The sequence below is a fragment of the Mycobacterium novum genome, from assembly GCF_010726505.1.
In the GTDB taxonomy this organism is placed as follows: Bacteria; Actinomycetota; Actinomycetes; order Mycobacteriales; family Mycobacteriaceae; genus Mycobacterium; species Mycobacterium algericum.
Genome location: NZ_AP022562.1, coordinates 2662807 through 2679134, shown reverse-complemented (window position 1 = coordinate 2679134; position 16328 = coordinate 2662807). Strand labels below are relative to the sequence as shown.

Below are 16328 nucleotides of genomic sequence, written 5' to 3'. Positions count from 1 at the left end.
GGTTCTTCTCCTTGCTTATCAGTTCGCTGCTGTCGCAATGGCTTTGATCTCCAGGTATTCCTCGAACCCGGCGACACCCATCTCGCGTCCGTTGCCGGACTGCTTGTATCCGCCGAACGGCACGTCCGCCGAGTACCAGACCCCGCCGTTGACGTTGACCGTCCCGGCCCGCATCCGGGCCGCCACCGCGGCCGCTCGCTGCGCGTCGGCGCCGTAGACGGTGGCAGACAGCCCGTAGGGCGAGTCGTTGGCGATCCGCACCGCGTCGTCGTCGCCGTCGTGGGCGATCACGGTGAGCACCGGGCCGAAGATCTCCTCCCGGGCCACCCGCGCATCGTTGGTCAACCCAGCGATGACGGTGGGCTCGATGAAGAAGCCGGCGGGTTGATCGGCCGGGCGGCCACCGCCGCAGGCGAACTCACCACCCTCGGCCAGGGCCAGGTCCAGGTAGCTCTGCACCCGGTCGCGCTGGCGCGCCGAGATCACCGGACCGCAGACCGTGCCGGGCTTGGTGGGGTCGCCGGGCTTGATCGAGCCCATCGTGCCGGCCGCGATGGCCACTGCCTCGTCGTAGCGAGCCCGGGGCACCACCAGCCGGGTGGTGATCGCGCAGCCCTGCCCGGCGTGCAGACAGACCGAGAAGCCCGCCACCGAGCAGGCCGCGGCGAGGTCGGCGTCGTCGAGCACCACGAAAGCCGACTTGCCCCCCAGTTCCAGAAAGACCTTCTTGATGGTGGCGGCCGCGTCGGCCATCACGCTGCGGCCGGTGGCCGTCGAACCGGTGAACGAGACCATGTCCACCCGAGGGTCTCCTGCGAGCATGGCGCCCAGCGTGTGGTCGGTGGAGGTGACGATGTTGACGACGCCCGGCGGGATATCGGTGTGCTCGGCGATCAGCTCCCCGAGCACTGCGGCGACCCACGGGGTGTCGGGCGCGGGTTTGAGTACCACGGTGTTACCCGCGGCCAGCGCCGGGCCGAGCTTGGCCAGATTGATCTGGTGCGGGAAATTCCACGGCGTGATGGCGCCGACGACCCCGACCGCCTCGCGCACCACCGACCGGCGAGTGGGAATGCCCAGCGGGGTGGCATGGCCGAGATCCTGCGTCCATTCGTAGCTTTCGGCGGTGTCCGCGGCGAACCCGAGGTCTTCGACCGGGCCTTCAAGCTGGGCACCGGCGGTGAGCATCCGCGGCGCACCCACCTCAGCGATCGTCAGCTCCCGCAGCTCTTCTACCTGCTCGCGCATGGCCTCACGCAGCTGGCGTACGCAGCGCACCCGCAGCTCGGTGTTGGTCGACCAGTCGGTGTCGTCGAATGCCCGCCGTGCCGCGTCGATGGCGCGGTCCATGTCGGCGCTGTCCGCGTTGGCCGCCTCGCCCAGCACCTCCTCGGTGGCCGGGTTGACGGTGGCGAACCCGCCGGCCCCGCCGGCGGTCAGCTTTCCGTCGATGAGCAGCCGGCTCACGCCGTCGGCCAGTAGCGCCATCAGTCACTCCCACAGCTTCTCGGTGCCGTCCGGAATTGGACACTTGTCTGTTATCGCTCGGTCGAACCCTAGCGGCAGAATTGCGACTCTGGCAACCCGGCGGCCGAGAAAACCTTATTTCCCAGCAGACTTGCCCAACCAAGCCGCCGTCGGCTACGTTGGACAGGTGTCCAGCGAATCCGTGGCGGCAGTCACACCGGCGAACGGCGCACCGGCGGTACCGTCGACGGTTGCGGGCGCCCCGGGCACCCGCAACCGTCGCCAGGAGGAGACCTTCCGCAAGGTGCTGACCGCCGGGGTCGAGATGTTGCGCGAAAAGTCCTACGCGGACCTCACCGTTCGTGCGGTCGCGGCGCGGGCCAAGGTCGCCCCGGCGACCGCCTACACCTATTTCTCGTCGAAGAACCACTTGATTGCCGAGGTCTACCTGGACCTGGTGCGTCAGGTTCCGTACTTCACCGATGTCAACGAGCCGATGCCCAGCCGGGTCAACCAGGCGCTGCGGCACCTGGCGCTGGTGGTCGCCGACGAACCAGAAGTCGCGGCGGCCTGCACCGCGGCGTTGCTCAGCGGCAGCGGCGATCCGGCGGTGCGCACGGTGCGAGACCGGATCGGCGCGGAGATCCACCGCCGCATCGTCTCTGCGATCGGCCCCGGCGCGGATCCGGAGAAGGTCTCCGCGTTGGAGATGACGTTCTTCGGCGCGCTGGTCAACGCCGGCAGCGGCGCCTTCACCTACCACCAGATCACCGATCGGCTGTCCTATGTGGTCAGCCTGATCCTCGAGTCGGGAGCGCAATGAGCCTGCAGACCATGACCTCCGGCCCGCCGGTCCTCAACCCGTACGACTACGACTTCCACGAGGACCCGTTCCCGTACTACAAGCGGCTGCGCGACGAAGCCCCGGTGTATCACAATGAGGAGCTCGACTTCTGGGCGATCTCGCGCCACACCGATGTGCTGCACGGGTTCCGCAACAGCGACGCGCTGTCCAACCGTGACGGTGTCTCCCTGGATCCGGTCTCCCGCGGCCCGCACGCCCAGCTGGTGATGTCGTTCCTGGCGATGGACGACCCGCAGCACCTGCGGCTGCGGACCCTGGTGTCCAAAGGCTTCACGCCGCGCCGGATCCGCGAGCTCGAACCGAATGTGGTGCGGCTGGCGCGCCAGCATCTGGACAACGCTATCCAACCGGGCTCCGACGGCACCTGCTCGTTCGACTTCATCAACGACTTCGCCGGCAAACTGCCGATGGACGTCATCTCCGAGCTGATGGGAGTGCCGGAGGCCGACCGGACTCGGATTCGCGAGCTGGCCGACGGGGTGCTGCACCGCGAGGACGGGGTGACCGATGTGCCGCAGTCGGCGATCCAGGCGTCGATGGATCTGATGACCTACTACAACGAGATGATCGCCGACTTCAAGAAGAATCCGGCCGACAACCTGACCTCGGCACTGCTGGAGACCGAAGTCGACGGAGACCGGCTGGGCGACTCCGAGATCCTGGCGTTCCTGTTCCTGATGGTGATCGCCGGCAACGAGACCACCACCAAGCTGCTCGGCAGCGCCATCTACTGGGGGCACCGCAACCGCGACCAGCTGACGCCGCTGTTCGCCGACCGTTCCCGGATCCCGCTGTGGGTCGAGGAGACCCTGCGCTACGACACCCCCAGCCAGATCCTGGCCCGCACCGCCGCGGAGGACTACACACTGCACGGCACCACCATTCCGGCAGACTCGGTGGTGCTGCTGCTGCCCGGTTCCGGTAACCGCGACGAGCGGGTCTTCGAGGACCCCGACACCTTCCGGATCGGCCGGGACATCGGCTCCAAGCTGCTCAGCTTCGGCAGCGGCGCCCATTTCTGCCTCGGCGCGCACCTGGCCCGGATGGAGGCCCGGGTGGCCCTTGAAGAACTCTTCAACCGGATCAGCGACTACCAGGTCGACGAAGCCAACGCCGTACGGGTGCATTCATCGAACGTGCGCGGCTTCGCCGACCTCCCCATCACCATCAAGGAGGCCTAAGTGCCACGTTTCGACCCGCCCCCAGCTCGCCGGCCCGCCATCGTCGCCGGGGCGTCCTCGGGTATCGGTGCCGCCACGGCTGAAGAGTTGGCACGCCGCGGTTTTCCGGTGGCCTTGGGAGCGCGTCGCGCGGACAAGTTGGCGAAGCTCGTCGACACTATTCGCGCCGACGGCGGCGAGGCGGTGGCGTTCCCACTGGACGTCACCGACGCCGACTCGGTGAAATCTTTTGTGGCGTCCAGCATTGATGCGTTGGGCGAGATCGAGCTGCTGGTCTCCGGGGCCGGCGACATGTTCCCCGGCCGCATTCACGAGATGAGCACCGAGGCGTTCAACGACCAGATCCAGGTGCACCTGATCGGCGCCAACCGGCTCGCGACCGCAGTGGTGCCCGATATGGTGGCCCGCCGGCGCGGTGACGTGATCTTCGTCGGCTCCGATGTGGCACTGCAGCAGCGCCCGCACATGGGCGCCTATGGCGCAGCCAAATCCGCACTCGTCGCCATGGTGAACAACATGCGGATGGAGTTGGAGGGCACCGGGGTCCGGGCCTCGATCGTGCACCCGGGCCCGACAATGACCGAGATGGGCTGGAAGCTCTCCGCCGAGCAGGTGGGCCCGATGCTGCAGGACTGGGCCAAGTGGGGCCAGGCCCGGCACAGCTACTTCCTGCGGCCCGCCGATCTGGCCCGCGCCATCGCGTTCGTCGCGGAGACCCCACGCGGGGCCCATGTCGTCAACCTGGAAGTGCAGCCGGAGGCGCCGCTGCACGACACCGACTCCGATCGCCAGCACCTGCAACTGGGTGAGGAAGGAATGCCGCAATCATGACTGTCACGACTGAGGTTCCCCGGGTCTCGGGAGGCGAGGCCGAGCACGGCCACCTCGAGGAGTTCCGCACCGACCCGATCGGGTTGATGCAGCGGGTGCGCGACGAATGCGGGGACGTCGGCTGGTTTGACCTGGCCGGCCGAAAGGTGGTGCTGCTGACCGGCGCCGAGGCCAACGAGTTCTTCTTCCGGTCAGGCGACGACGAGCTCGACCAGGCCGCGGCCTACCCGTTCATGACCCCGATCTTCGGCAACGGCGTGGTGTTCGACGCTCCGCCGGAACGACGCGCGGAAATGCTGCACAACACCGCGCTTCGCGGCGACCACATGAAGCGGCACGCCAGCACTATCGAGCACGAAGTGCGCAAGATGATCGAGGGGTGGGGTGAGAGCGGTGAAATCGATCTACTGGAGTTCTTCGCCGAACTGACCATCTACACCTCGACGGCCTGCCTGATCGGGCAGAAGTTCCGCGAGGAACTCGACCACCGGTTCGCCGAGCTGTACTACGAGCTGGAGCGCGGCACCGACCCGCTGTGCTACGTCGACCCGTATCTACCGATCGAGAGCTTCCAGCGCCGCGACGCGGCCCGCGTCAAGCTGGTCGAGCTGGTGCAGGGCATCATGGACGGCCGAATCGCCAATCCGGAGACCGACAAGAGACGCCGGGACATGATCGACGTCATGGTCTCGATCCCCGACGAGAGCGGCAATCCGCGGTTCTCCGCCGACGAGATCACCGGGATCATCATCTCGATCATGTTCGCCGGCCACCACACCAGCTCCGGGACTTCCGCCTGGACGCTGATCGAGTTGTTGCGCCACCCGGAGGCACACGCGGCCGTCATCAGTGAGCTCGATGAGCTCTACGCCGACGGCGGTGAGGTGAGTTTCCATGCGCTGCGCCAGATCCCGAACCTGGAGAACGTGCTCAAGGAGACGCTGCGGCTACACCCGCCGCTGATCATCTTGATGCGGATGGCCAAGGGCGAGTTCGAGGTCTGCGGCTACCCGATCCACGAGGGCGACATGGTGGCGGCCTCTCCGGCGGTCTCCAACCGGATCCCGGAATCCTTCCCGGAGCCGAATGAGTTCGTGCCGGAACGCTATAACGAGCCGCGGGAGGAAGACGTCCTCCAGCGCTGGACCTGGATTCCGTTCGGAGCGGGCCGGCATCGCTGCGTCGGCGCGGCGTTCGCCACCATGCAGATCAAGGCCATCTTCTCGGTGCTGCTGCGCGAGTATGAGTTCGAGATGTCGCAGCCGCCGGAGACCTACCGTAACGACCATTCCAAGATGGTGGTGCAGCTTGCCCGCCCGGCCAAGGTGCGCTACCGGCGGCGAACCAAATAAGGGGGTTCCCATGGCTTTTCGAGTCAAGGTCGATCTGGACCTGTGCCAGGGCCACGCCATGTGCGAGCTGGAGGCGCCCGACTATTTCCGGGTGCCCAAGCGCGGCAAGGTCGAGATCCTCAACGACGAGCCACCGGAATCCGACCGTCGCCAGATCGAAGAGGCCGTGCGGGCCTGTCCCACCCGAGCGTTGTCCATTGAAGAGAAAAAGGATTGAGAACCATGCCATCTTTCCCCCGCGAACAACTCGAGGACTGGGTCGAGCGCTGGTTGCAGGCCAACCGGGAAGCCGAAGCCGCCGGCGACTGGCGACCGCTGGCTGACTTCTTCGCCGACGACGCCACCTACGGCTGGAACATCGGCCCCAAAGAGGACGTCATCTGCGTCGGCATCGACGAGATCCGTGACATCGCCCTGGGCCTGGAGATGGAGGGGTTGGACAACTGGCAGTATCCGTACCAGAAGGTGATCATCGACGACAAGCAGGGTGAGATCGTCGGATTCTGGAAGCAGGTCGCGACCGACTCCGATGGTGTCGAATCGGAGATCTACGGGATCGGCGGCAGCTGGTTTCGGCTCACCGAAAAGGGCGGGCTGCCGCTCATCGAGTGGCAGCGTGACTTCTTCGACTTCGGTCACGTCCAGAAGCTTTATCTGGATCTGATGACCGCCGGCAAGCTCTCGAAGGGTATGCAGAAGCGCATCGAGCGCAGCCTGGCCGGTGAGAAGCTCCCCGGCTACTACCCGCTCGGCCAGTCGCCGGTCCCGCTCTGGTAGCCCACAACTCACGCCCAGGAGAACACGTGGCCATCCGCGTCGCTCTGATCGGCACCGGCAACGCTGGGCGCATCGCCCTGCGGGGGCTGATCAGCAATCCCGCCTACGAGCTCACCGGCGTGTGGGTCTCAACAGCCGCCAAAGTGGGCAAAGACGCCGGCGAGCTGGCCGGCCTCGACGTCCATACCGGTATTGCCGCCACCGATGACTTCGATGCGATCATCGCCGCCAAGCCCGACGCCGCGCTCTACTGCGCCATGGGCGACACCCGGCTGCCCGGCGCGCTGCGTGATGTCTGCCGGCTGCTCGCGGCCGGCATCAACGTCATCGGCACGGCGCCCGGGGTGCTGCAATACCCGTGGGGCGTCATCCCGGATAAGTTCATCGCCCCTGTTGAAGAGGCCGCGCAGCAGGGTAATTCGACGGTCTACGTCAACGGCGTCGACCCCGGTTTCATCAACGACCTGGTGCCGTTGGCGTTCGCCAGCACCTGCCACCACGTCGAGCAGATCCGCTGCCTGGAGATCGCCGACTACGCGACCTATGACGGAGCCGAGGTCATGTTCGACGTGATGGGCTTCGGAAACTCGCTCGACGAAGTCCCGATGCTGCTGCAGCCCGGGATCTTGAGCGTCGCGTGGGGCGCCGCGATCCGTGAGCTGGCCAACGGGTTGGGCGTGACCCTGGATGCCATCACCGACTCCTCGGAGCGCGAACCGGCGCCTGAGGCGTTCGACATCGCGGCCGGGCACATCCCCAAGGGCGGTGTCGCCGCACTCAAGTTCGAGATCTGCGGCATCGTCGACGACCACCCGCTTATCGTGGTGGAGCACGTCACTCGACTGCACAGCGACCTGCGGCCGGACTGGGCGCAGCCGGCCCAACCGGGCGGTTCCTATCGCGTGGAGATCACCGGCGAACCGTCGTACACCGTCGACATCCGCCCGACCAGTCGCCACGGTGACCACAATTACGCGGCGATCGCCGCCGGGGTGGGGCGGGTCGTCAACGCCGTTCCCGCCGTCGTCGCAGCACCGGCGGGCATCGTCACCACGTTGGACCTGCCGCTGGTCACCGGCGGCACACAGATCATCACCGAATCATCGAAAGGCTGAGGACGACTATGGGGCGCGTCGACGGAAAAGTTGCTCTGATCAGCGGCGGTGCGCGTGGCATGGGCGCGTCCCACGCCCGCATGCTCGTCGCCGAGGGCGCCAAGGTAGTCATCGGCGACGTGCTCGACGAGGAGGGAGCGGCGCTGGCGGCCGAACTCGGCGACGCCGCGGCCTACGTGCACCTCGACGTCCGGGACCCCGAGCAGTGGGCCGCCGCCGTGACCGCCGCGGTCGACGGGTTCGGCAAGTTGAACGTGTTGGTCAACAATGCCGGCACCGTCGCGCTGGGGTCGCTGCGCAAGTTCGATCTGGACCAGTGGCACAACGTGATCGACGTGAACCTCAACGGCACCTTTCTCGGTATGCGCGCGGCGATCGACTCGATGATCGCCGCGGGCGGCGGTTCCATCATCAACGTGTCCTCCATCGAGGGGCTGCGCGGCGCACCGATGGTGCACCCCTATGTCGCCTCCAAGTGGGCGGTGCGCGGGCTGTCCAAGTCGGCCGCACTTGAACTGGCGCGCCACAACATTCGGGTCAATTCCCTGCATCCCGGATTCATCCGCACCCCGATGACCGAGCATCTGCCCGAGGATATGGTCACGATCCCGCTGGGCCGGCCCGGCGAGTCCGAGGAGGTCTCCACCTTTGTGGTCTTTTTGGCCAGTGACGAATCCTCTTATGCCACCGGTTCGGAGTTCGTCATGGACGGCGGTCTGGTCACCGACGTACCTCACAAAACCGGTTGACATCTGGTCATACACATGACCATCACGTGTATGTTCGAAGTTGGCTCGGCAGCCCGCGACAATCAGAGGTGTTCGTCTTGACATCAACGCAACCAGCCTGTCCGTTCGGCCCGGGTTTCGATTTCACCGATCCGGACGTCCTGTTGCACGGCATGCCGATCGCCCAGTTCGCCGAGTTACGCAAGACCGCCCCGGTCTGGTGGAACGAGCAGCCCGCGCACAGCAACATCTTCGATGACGGCGGCTACTGGGTGGTCAGCAAACACCAACACATCAAAGAGATCTCACGCGACAACGAGGTGTGGTCGACCAACGCCAAGGGCGCAGTGATGCGGCTGCCCGACGGCATCACCGCCGACCAGTTGGAGCTGACCAAGGCGCTGCTGATCAACCATGACCCGCCCGAGCACACCCGGCTGCGCAAGCTGGTGTCCCGATTGTTCACCCCGCGATCCGTGGGCGCGTTGGAGGAGAAGCTGGCGCAGTCGGCGCGCGATATCGTTGCGGCGGCCGCCGAGAAGGACAGCGGCAACTTCGTCGATGACATCGCGATGAAGCTGCCGCTGTTGGCGATCGCCGATCTGATCGGGGTGCCCGAGGCCGATCGCGAGAGGTTGTTCCACTGGACCAACTCGATCATGAACACCGATGACCCCGACTTCGACTCTGATCCGGCCATGGCCAATGCCGAGTTGATGGGTTACGCCTACACCATGGCCGAGCAGCGGCGGCGCTGCCCGGCCGACGACATCGTCACACGGCTGGTCCAGGCCGACATGGACGGTGAATCACTCGGCGAGACCGAGTTCGCGTTCTTCGTGATCCTGTTGGCGGTGGCGGGCAACGAGACCACCCGCAACGCCATGACTCACGGCATCAACGCCTTCGCGGAGAACCCCGATCAGTGGGAGCTCTACAAGCGGGAACGCCCCGAGACCGCCGTCGACGAGATCGTCCGCTGGGCCACCCCGGTGCATTGCTTTCAGCGCACCGCCAAGATCGACACCGAGATCGGCGGGGTGCCCATCGGGCAGGGGCAGCGGGTCGGCCTGTTCTACAGTTCGGCCAACTTCGACGAGGAGGTCTTCGAGCGACCCTTCGCTTTCGACGTCCTGCGTGATCCCAACCCGCATCTGGCGTTCGGCGGACAGGGTACGCACTACTGCATCGGCGCCAACCTTGCCCGTATGGAGATCCGGTTGATGTTCGATGAGATCGCCAACCAGCTACCCGACATCACCAAACTGGCCGAGCCGCAACGGCTCCGTTCGGGCTGGATCAACGGGGTCAAAGACCTGCAAGTCGCCTACCACGGCTAGGCCCGGTCCATGGCAGCCTCAGTCAATCAGACGGTTGGTTGGGCGACCCCTTCCCCCGGGCTGTGACGGGCTATAGGCTGCGACAAGTGGGCTGCCCGGAGTCCCGGGCTAGGACCGGGGCCGTTTCCTAGCCGGATATTCGAGAATGAAAGCAGGTTCGTGGTGAAGACAAAGGGTGCGTTGCTCTGGGAGTTCAACAAGCCGTGGTCGGTCGAAGAGATCGAGATCGGTGAACCTCAGAAGGACGAGGTCAAGATCCAGATGGAGGCGGCCGGGATGTGCCACTCCGACCACCATCTGATGACCGGGAGCATCCCGATGGCCGGCTTCCCCGTCCTCGGCGGGCACGAGGGCGCGGGCATCGTCACCGAGGTCGGCCCCGGTGTGGAGGACATCGCACCCGGTGACCATGTGGTGCTGTCCTTCATTCCCTCCTGCGGTAGCTGTCCGACCTGCCAGTCGGGGCTGCGCAACCTGTGCGACCTGGGCGCGGGACTGCTCAACGGCGTGGCGGTCAGCGACGGCACCTTCCGCGTCACGGCCCGCGGCCAAGGCGTGTACCCCATGACGCTGCTGGGCACCTTCTCGCCGTGGATGGTCGTGCACAAGACATCGGTGGTGAAGATCGACCCGGCCATCCCGTTCGAGGTGGCCTGCCTGGTGGGTTGCGGCGTCACCACCGGTTACGGCTCGGCGGTGCGCACCGCCGACATCCGTCCCGGCGACGACGTCGCGATCGTCGGCGTCGGCGGGGTGGGCATGTCTGCCCTGCAGGGCGCGGTCAATGCCGGCGCGCGCAACATCTTCGTCATCGATCCGGTTGATTGGAAGCGTGACCAGGCACTGAAGTTCGGTGCTACGCACGTCTATCCGGAGATCAATGCCGCCATGGGCGGGATCATGGAGGTCACGGCGGGGCTGATGGCCAAGAAGGTCATCGTCACCGTCGGTGAGGTGCACGGCACAGACGTCGACAATTACATGATCCTGACGGCCAAGGGCGGAACCTGTGTGCTCACCGCGATGGGCAGCATGCTCGACAACCAGGTCACACTCAACCTGGCGATGCTGACACTGCTGCAGAAGAACCTGCAGGGCACCATCTTCGGCGGCGGCAACCCGCAATACGATATCCCGCAACTGCTGTCGATGTACAAGGTGGGCAAGCTGAACCTGGATGACATGGTGACCCGCCAGTACCAACTCGAGCAGATCAACGAGGGCTACCAGGACATGCTCGACGGCAAGAACATCCGCGGCATCATCCGCTACACCGACGCGGATCGCTAAACCCCAGTTGACTCTGCGCTGAGGGCGAAGAAGTGCGAGAAGCACCCGCCCTCAGTGCAGAGTCAACGCCAGGACTAGACCTTCCGGAACACCACGCTGGCCTTCAGCTTGGTCTTGTTGCCGACCATCCCCAGAAAATTGCCCTCGACTGCGAACTGCTTGCGAGTGACGGTCGTCTCGGTGGTCAGCCGCACGCCACCGTCACCGAGCGGGGTGATGTCGACCTTCAGCGGCAGCGGCCCGGTGATGCCCTTGACGGTCAGGTCGGCGTTCAGCCGGGCGGCGTCGCCACCGGCCGGTTCCCCGCTCTTGACCACGATGGTGATGTCGGGGTAGTGGTCGGTGTCGAAGAAATTCGACCGCCGCAGGTCATGGTCGCGGGTGCCCAGGCCGGTGTCGATCGAGGCGGCCTTGATATCGATGCGGCCCGACACGGTCTTGGCGTCCTTGATCTCGCCGCCGCCAGAAAAATCGGTGAAAGCGCCACGTACCTTCAGCGCGCCCCACATCGTGCCGTTCTCGAACCGGATGCTCGACTGCTCGGTATCGAGGCTCCAAACGCCGACCGCCTCGGGACTGCTGAGAAATGTTGTGACAGCTGACATCTCATCTCCTCTACCTGTGGCGTGACGAGCACCCGCCAGGGGCACCAGCGTGTCTTCGATAATACGCAGCTACGCCCGCTATATCCGGCACTCGACGCATATGCTGAAGTTCATGAGCACTGTCTTCACCAAGATCATCAACCGGGAACTGCCAGGTCGATTCGTTTACGAGGACGACGACGTCGTCGGTTTCCTGACCATCGAACCGATGACGCAGGGCCACACCCTGGTAGTGCCCCGCGCCGAGATCGACCAGTGGCAGGACGTCGACGGCGCCGTGTTCGCCGGGGTGATGGCCGTGGCACAGCGAATCGGCAAGGCGGTATGCCGGGCGTTCGACACCGACCGCGCCGGCATGATCATCGCCGGCCTGGAGGTCCCGCACCTGCACGTCCACGTCTTTCCGACTCGCAGCCTGTCCGATTTCGGCTTCGCCGGCGTCGACCGCAACCCGTCACCGGAATCGCTCGACGAGGCGCAAACCAAGATCAAGGCTGCGCTGTCCGAGATTCCTTGATGTTCAGTTGATTTCGGCGGGTAACTCGGCCGGCTGGGCCGCCGTCTCGGCAAGACGAGGTACTGCGACCCGAAAGGTGCAACCATGACCGGGTGGCGAGCTCACGGTGACGGTGCCGTGATGGGCACGGATCAGCGAGTCGACGATTGAGAGTCCCAGACCCGTGCCGCCGCTGACTCTCGCCCGCGACGAGTCGGTGCGAAAGAAGCGCTCGAAGGCCCGCTGCACGTCCTCCTCGCTCATCCCGGGACCCTGGTCGACGACCTCGAGGATCGCGTCGCCGCCGGCGGTTCCGACCCGCACGGTGATCGCGGCGTCTTCCGGAGTGTGCTCCAGCGCATTGGACATGAGATTGCTCAGCACCTGACGCAGCCGGGCTTCGTCACCGAGCACCTCGGGGGTGCCCGGACCGTCGAAGACCTCCAGTTCGATGGCGCGGTCCGGCGCGATCGCCCGGGCGTCGTGCACCGCGTCGGTCGCCAAGACCAGCAAGTCGACCCAGCGCCGCTCCAGCGGCCGCTGGGCATCCATCCGGGCCAGCAGCAGTAGATCCTCGACGAGCAGGCCCATCCGGCGGGCTTCGCTCTCGATGCGAGACATCAGCAACTCGACGTCACGGGCCGCACCCTGCCGGTACAACTCCGCGAAGCCGCGGATCGTGGTCAGTGGCGTGCGTAGCTCATGGCTGGCGTCGGTGATGAACCGGCGCATCCGCTCCTCGGAGACACGCGCGTTGTCCGCCGAGGCAATCGAGGAGGCCACCGCCTGCTGAATCTGCGCCAGCATGCCGTTGAGCGCGAGCGAGAGGCGCCCCACCTCGGTGCGCGGATCACGTTCGGGTACACGGCGATCCAACTGGCCGGCGGCGATCGCCGCCGCGGTCCGCTCAACCTCGGCCAACGGGCGCAGGCTGCGGTTGACCACCAGATACCCGGCGGCCCCGAGGACCACCAGTACCCCGACACCGATCGCCACCCGCGACCAGGCCAGGTAGCGCAGCGTAGCCCGCGGGTCCGACAGATCCCTGGCCACCGTGATCAGCCGGCCGCTCTCAGCGTGCACCGACAGGGCCCGCCACTGCACGCCCGACCCGTCGACCGAGCCGATCGTGACCGGCACCGACCCCACGTCGTTGTCCGGTGGCAACAGCGGCTCGGCATTCTGATCGTTGACGACCGTCCAGACGCTGCCGTCGGGGTCGACGTCGCGAACATAGAAGCTCGTCGGCGGCCGGCCGGGGTTGGGATCCTCGTCCGCCTTCACCGGTGACCGCCCGCGCTGCTCCAGCGCCCAACCGTGCGCCGCGTCGATCAGCGTGGCGTCGATCCTGCTGATCAGCCGGTGCCGCAGGATGGTGGTCACGGCGTATCCCTGTGCCAGCAAGCCGATAGCCACCATGGCCAGTGTGGCGGCGACCAGGCTGACGCGCAGGGGCAGGATGCCGCGCGGGGGTTTCGCCATCCCTCTATCCTTCGTCCGATCCCCCGCGCCCGGCAATCACCGGCGGCATTCGCTAGCGCGGCTCGCGCAACACATAGCCAACTCCGCGCAGCGTGTGCAGTAGTCGCTTCTCGCCGGTGTCGATCTTGCGCCGCAGATAGGAGACGTAGGACTCCACCACATTGACGTCACCGCCGAAGTCGTAGCGCCAGACGTGGTCGAGGATCTTCGGCTTGCTCAGCACGGTGCCGGCATTGATCACGAAATAGCGCAGCAGGGTGAACTCGGTGGGCGACAACGACACCGGCTGACCCGCCTTCCATACCTCGTGGGTGTCCTCATCGAGTTCGATATCGGCGAAGCTCAGGCGCGAGTTGCGTGGCTCACCGGCACCTTTGCCGGCCCGGCGCAGGATGACTCGCAGCCGGGCCACCACCTCCTCCAGGCTGAACGGCTTGGTCACATAGTCGTCGCCGCCGAGGGTCAGGCCAGTGATCTTGTCCTGCAACGAGTCACGCGCGGTCAAGAACAGCGCCGGGGCGTCGATACCGTCGGCGCGCAGCCGGCGCAGCACACCGAACCCGTCCATCCCCGGCATCATCACGTCCAGGATCACCGCGTCCGGCCGGACCTCGCGCGCACGGTCCAGCGCCGCCGGCCCGCTGGATGCGGTGTAGACCTCGAACCCCTGGAATTTCAAGCTGACCGACAGCAGCTCGACGATGTTGGTCTCGTCATCGACGACCAGGATGCGGGCCTCCGGTGCGGCGTCTTGCGCAGCTGTAGCTCCCATGGGGTCAATTCCCTCCCGAACGGGTGAAAATAAACTGGAAACCGGCTGTGTGTTTGTTGTCAATCAAACTACCTGATATCGGTGGGGTTTCGCCCCTACACTGACCTGGTGGGCCTGGCCAAACAGCTGATCGCCGTGTCGACCGCGCCGGCGCGGATCGGTCTTTCCATCGCCGATGCCGGACTCGGGGTCGCCACCGCGGCGCTCGGGCTGGCCCGGCAGACCCTCGGCGAACCCGAGACCCATGGGCCCGCCAACTCAATGGCACAGATGCTGGGCCTGGAGGACGCCATCGCCCGGGCCAACCGGCTCGCCAAATTGATGGACGACGACGCCCCACTCGGCCGCGCCCTGGCTCCGGGCGGCCCGGCTGACCGGCTGCTGGCCCCCGGGGGCCTGGTCGACCAACTGACCGGGCCGGGAGGCGTCCTCGACCGGCTCACCGCCGAAGGCGGCGGGCTGCAGCGGGCATTGCAACCCGGCGGACTGGTGGATCAACTGACCGACGAGAACGGATTGATCGAGCGGCTGCTGTCCGAAGACGGCCTGGCCGACCGCCTGCTGGCCGAGGGCGGGCTGATCGACAAGCTCACCGCGCGCAACGGCCCGCTGGAGCAGCTTGCCAACGTCGCCGACACGTTGAGCCGGCTGGCCCCTGGGATGGAGGCGCTGGAGCCCGCCATCGAGACCCTGCAGGAGGCGGTGATCGCGCTGACCATGGTGGTCAACCCGCTGAGCAACATCGCCGAGCGCATCCCGCTGCTGCCGCGCCGGTCCAGTCGGCGCCCGCCGCCACCGCGGACCGTACGCTCCCAGCGAGTGGTCGACCCGGACCCGACCGACCTCGAGCGACCGACCGAGCCCCATTAGGCATTGCTGTAGAACACCCTTAGGCGACGGCCTTCGAAATCGGCTCCGCAGCCGAGACAGGTCACTGTCATAGGACAGACGCTATCCGCCGGTACCGGCAGGTAATGGAGCCGCGTGAGAGACTCGAACTCTCGACATCCGCTTTACAAGAGCGACGCTCTACCAACTGAGCTAACGCGGCCGGGGCCGGCTCGATGAGCCATGGCGATTGTACGACGGGTGGAGCCGCCCGCTCCCGCCGACTTGGGCGGAGGACGGCCAAAGCCGGCGCTGCCGGGCGTGGAATCAATCGCGCCGCAAGAAGTCCAGCACCACCGACTCGAAGGCGTCTTTGGCCTCGATCATCGTCCAGTGCCCGCAGTTGGGGAATACGTGGAACTCCGCGTTGGGGATGGTGCGCATCGGGATCAGCGCCATGTCCAGCGGGCTGACCCGGTCGTCGCGGCCCCAGGTGACCAGGGTCGGTGCCTTGACCCGGTGCATCATCGACCACGGCAGCGGGCCCTTGGACGCCTGCATCATCTTCACCATGTTGGTGAAGGCTTCCTTGCCGTACATCCGCCGCGCACTCGCCAACGTCTCGGCGTCGGTCGCCAGGGCCCAGCGCTCCTCAATGAGCTGTTCGGTGATCACCTTCGGGTCGTAGACCATCGACTCCAGCCACCGGATCAGGCTCTCCCGGCTGGGGTTGTCGGTGAAGTCCTGCAACAGCCGGATGCCCTCGGGCGGCCCGGGGGTGAGCAGGTTGGTGCCGATGCCGCCGATGGTCACCAGCTTGCGCACCTTGTCCGGACTGTTGATGGCGTAGTTGATGCCGACGCCACCGCCCATCGAGTTGCCGACGATGCTGAACTCATCCAGGCCCAACGCGTCGGCGAACTGCCCGACCGCGCCGAAGGCCGTCACCATCGGGTGCCCACCGAAGTCGTCGCTGACGCCGAACCCGGGGAATTCCAGCACCAGACAGCGGAAGTGCTCAGCGAACGCCGGCAGCACCCCGCGGTAGTTGCGCCACCCGGTGACACCCGGTCCGGAGCCGTGCAGCAGCAGCAACGTCGGGCCGTCGCCGGCCTCGTGGTAGCGCAGCACCCCCTGCTCGATGGCGACCTCGCGCAGGGTCTCGTCGTGGGTCAGCTCTGCCGGCATTTCTCTCCTCA

General features: G+C 66.2%; 17 protein-coding genes and 1 tRNA gene. 12 read left to right on the top strand and 6 right to left on the bottom strand.

Annotated elements, in window-relative coordinates:
* Positions 1-18: 18 nt before the first annotated feature.
* Positions 19-1488, bottom strand: coding sequence for an aldehyde dehydrogenase (locus tag G6N19_RS12295; protein ID WP_193465038.1), 1470 nt, complete (start codon positions 1486-1488; stop codon positions 19-21).
* Between the two features lie 166 nt (positions 1489-1654).
* Between G6N19_RS12295 and G6N19_RS12290 the strand changes: the two genes are divergently transcribed.
* The 10 genes from G6N19_RS12290 to G6N19_RS12245 all read left to right on the top strand — a co-directional run bounded on the left by G6N19_RS12290 (position 1655) and on the right by G6N19_RS12245 (position 10946).
* Entirely contained in the window at positions 1655-2290 is a 636-nt protein-coding gene (locus G6N19_RS12290; RefSeq protein WP_193465037.1) for a TetR/AcrR family transcriptional regulator, read from the top strand.
* Positions 2287-3513 (top strand): cytochrome P450, encoded by a 1227-nt coding sequence (locus G6N19_RS12285; RefSeq protein WP_193465036.1) that lies wholly within the window; start codon positions 2287-2289, stop codon positions 3511-3513. Before G6N19_RS12290 ends, G6N19_RS12285 begins: the two co-directional genes overlap by 4 nt.
* Entirely contained in the window at positions 3514-4344 is an 831-nt protein-coding gene (locus G6N19_RS12280) for an SDR family oxidoreductase (protein ID WP_083037527.1), read from the top strand.
* Positions 4341-5696: a cytochrome P450 gene (locus tag G6N19_RS12275; RefSeq protein WP_193465035.1), complete on the top strand. Its 1356-nt coding sequence runs from the start codon at positions 4341-4343 to the stop codon at positions 5694-5696. Before G6N19_RS12280 ends, G6N19_RS12275 begins: the two co-directional genes overlap by 4 nt.
* 10 nt (positions 5697-5706) lie before the next feature.
* On the top strand, positions 5707-5913 hold the full coding sequence (locus G6N19_RS12270; protein ID WP_013830530.1) for a ferredoxin: 207 nt from the start codon (positions 5707-5709) through the stop codon (positions 5911-5913).
* A 5-nt stretch (positions 5914-5918) separates the two neighbouring features.
* Complete coding sequence (locus tag G6N19_RS12265; RefSeq protein ID WP_013830531.1) at positions 5919-6473, top strand: nuclear transport factor 2-like protein; 555 nt, start codon at positions 5919-5921, stop codon at positions 6471-6473.
* Between the two features lie 26 nt (positions 6474-6499).
* A complete protein-coding gene (locus G6N19_RS12260) occupies positions 6500-7588 on the top strand; it encodes an NAD(P)H-dependent amine dehydrogenase family protein (RefSeq protein ID WP_193465034.1) in 1089 nt (362 codons plus the stop codon).
* A gap of 8 nt (positions 7589-7596) precedes the next feature.
* The gene (locus tag G6N19_RS12255; RefSeq protein WP_041318798.1) at positions 7597-8337 is read left to right on the top strand and encodes a glucose 1-dehydrogenase; all 741 of its coding nucleotides are present in this window, start codon (positions 7597-7599) and stop codon (positions 8335-8337) included.
* 68 nt (positions 8338-8405) lie between these two features.
* On the top strand, positions 8406-9656 hold the full coding sequence (locus tag G6N19_RS12250; RefSeq protein ID WP_408632436.1) for a cytochrome P450: 1251 nt from the start codon (positions 8406-8408) through the stop codon (positions 9654-9656).
* A 162-nt stretch (positions 9657-9818) separates the two neighbouring features.
* Entirely contained in the window at positions 9819-10946 is a 1128-nt protein-coding gene (locus G6N19_RS12245; RefSeq protein WP_193465032.1) for an NDMA-dependent alcohol dehydrogenase, read from the top strand.
* 74 nt (positions 10947-11020) lie between these two features.
* On the opposite strand, the gene G6N19_RS12240 is transcribed toward G6N19_RS12245, so the two are convergent.
* Positions 11021-11551: a YceI family protein gene (locus G6N19_RS12240; RefSeq protein ID WP_193465031.1), complete on the bottom strand. Its 531-nt coding sequence runs from the start codon at positions 11549-11551 to the stop codon at positions 11021-11023.
* A gap of 112 nt (positions 11552-11663) precedes the next feature.
* Between G6N19_RS12240 and G6N19_RS12235 the strand changes: the two genes are divergently transcribed.
* A complete protein-coding gene (locus G6N19_RS12235) occupies positions 11664-12068 on the top strand; it encodes an HIT family protein (RefSeq protein ID WP_041320216.1) in 405 nt (134 codons plus the stop codon).
* 3 nt (positions 12069-12071) lie between these two features.
* Here the strand turns inward: G6N19_RS12235 and G6N19_RS12230 are convergent, their stop codons facing one another.
* A complete protein-coding gene (locus G6N19_RS12230; RefSeq protein ID WP_193465030.1) occupies positions 12072-13529 on the bottom strand; it encodes a sensor histidine kinase in 1458 nt (485 codons plus the stop codon).
* Between the two features lie 52 nt (positions 13530-13581).
* A complete protein-coding gene (locus G6N19_RS12225) occupies positions 13582-14301 on the bottom strand; it encodes a response regulator transcription factor (RefSeq protein ID WP_013830539.1) in 720 nt (239 codons plus the stop codon).
* A gap of 108 nt (positions 14302-14409) precedes the next feature.
* Here G6N19_RS12225 and G6N19_RS12220 point away from each other — a divergent pair, with 108 nt between their 5' ends.
* Positions 14410-15171 (top strand): MlaD family protein, encoded by a 762-nt coding sequence (locus G6N19_RS12220; protein ID WP_041318804.1) that lies wholly within the window; start codon positions 14410-14412, stop codon positions 15169-15171.
* Between the two features lie 105 nt (positions 15172-15276).
* On the opposite strand, the gene G6N19_RS12215 is transcribed toward G6N19_RS12220, so the two are convergent.
* A tRNA-Thr gene (locus tag G6N19_RS12215) sits at positions 15277-15352 on the bottom strand.
* 104 nt (positions 15353-15456) lie between these two features.
* Positions 15457-16317 (bottom strand): alpha/beta fold hydrolase, encoded by an 861-nt coding sequence (locus G6N19_RS12210; protein ID WP_013830541.1) that lies wholly within the window; start codon positions 16315-16317, stop codon positions 15457-15459.
* Positions 16318-16328: the final 11 nt, after the last annotated feature.

Excerpts from the sequence above, each read along its gene's own strand:
- G6N19_RS12295 (WP_193465038.1), bottom strand. The coding sequence starts at position 1,488 with ATGGCGCTACTGGCCGACGGCGTGAGCCGGCTGCTCATCGACGGAAAG.
- G6N19_RS12285 (WP_193465036.1), top strand. The coding sequence starts at position 2,287 with ATGAGCCTGCAGACCATGACCTCCGGCCCGCCGGTCCTCAACCCGTAC.
- G6N19_RS12275 (WP_193465035.1), top strand. The coding sequence starts at position 4,341 with ATGACTGTCACGACTGAGGTTCCCCGGGTCTCGGGAGGCGAGGCCGAG.
- G6N19_RS12270 (WP_013830530.1), top strand. The coding sequence starts at position 5,707 with ATGGCTTTTCGAGTCAAGGTCGATCTGGACCTGTGCCAGGGCCACGCC.
- G6N19_RS12265 (WP_013830531.1), top strand. The coding sequence starts at position 5,919 with ATGCCATCTTTCCCCCGCGAACAACTCGAGGACTGGGTCGAGCGCTGG.
- G6N19_RS12255 (WP_041318798.1), top strand. The coding sequence starts at position 7,597 with ATGGGGCGCGTCGACGGAAAAGTTGCTCTGATCAGCGGCGGTGCGCGT.
- G6N19_RS12240 (WP_193465031.1), bottom strand. The coding sequence starts at position 11,551 with ATGTCAGCTGTCACAACATTTCTCAGCAGTCCCGAGGCGGTCGGCGTT.
- G6N19_RS12235 (WP_041320216.1), top strand. The coding sequence starts at position 11,664 with ATGAGCACTGTCTTCACCAAGATCATCAACCGGGAACTGCCAGGTCGA.
- G6N19_RS12230 (WP_193465030.1), bottom strand. The coding sequence starts at position 13,529 with ATGGCGAAACCCCCGCGCGGCATCCTGCCCCTGCGCGTCAGCCTGGTC.
- G6N19_RS12225 (WP_013830539.1), bottom strand. The coding sequence starts at position 14,301 with ATGGGAGCTACAGCTGCGCAAGACGCCGCACCGGAGGCCCGCATCCTG.
- G6N19_RS12210 (WP_013830541.1), bottom strand. The coding sequence starts at position 16,317 with ATGCCGGCAGAGCTGACCCACGACGAGACCCTGCGCGAGGTCGCCATC.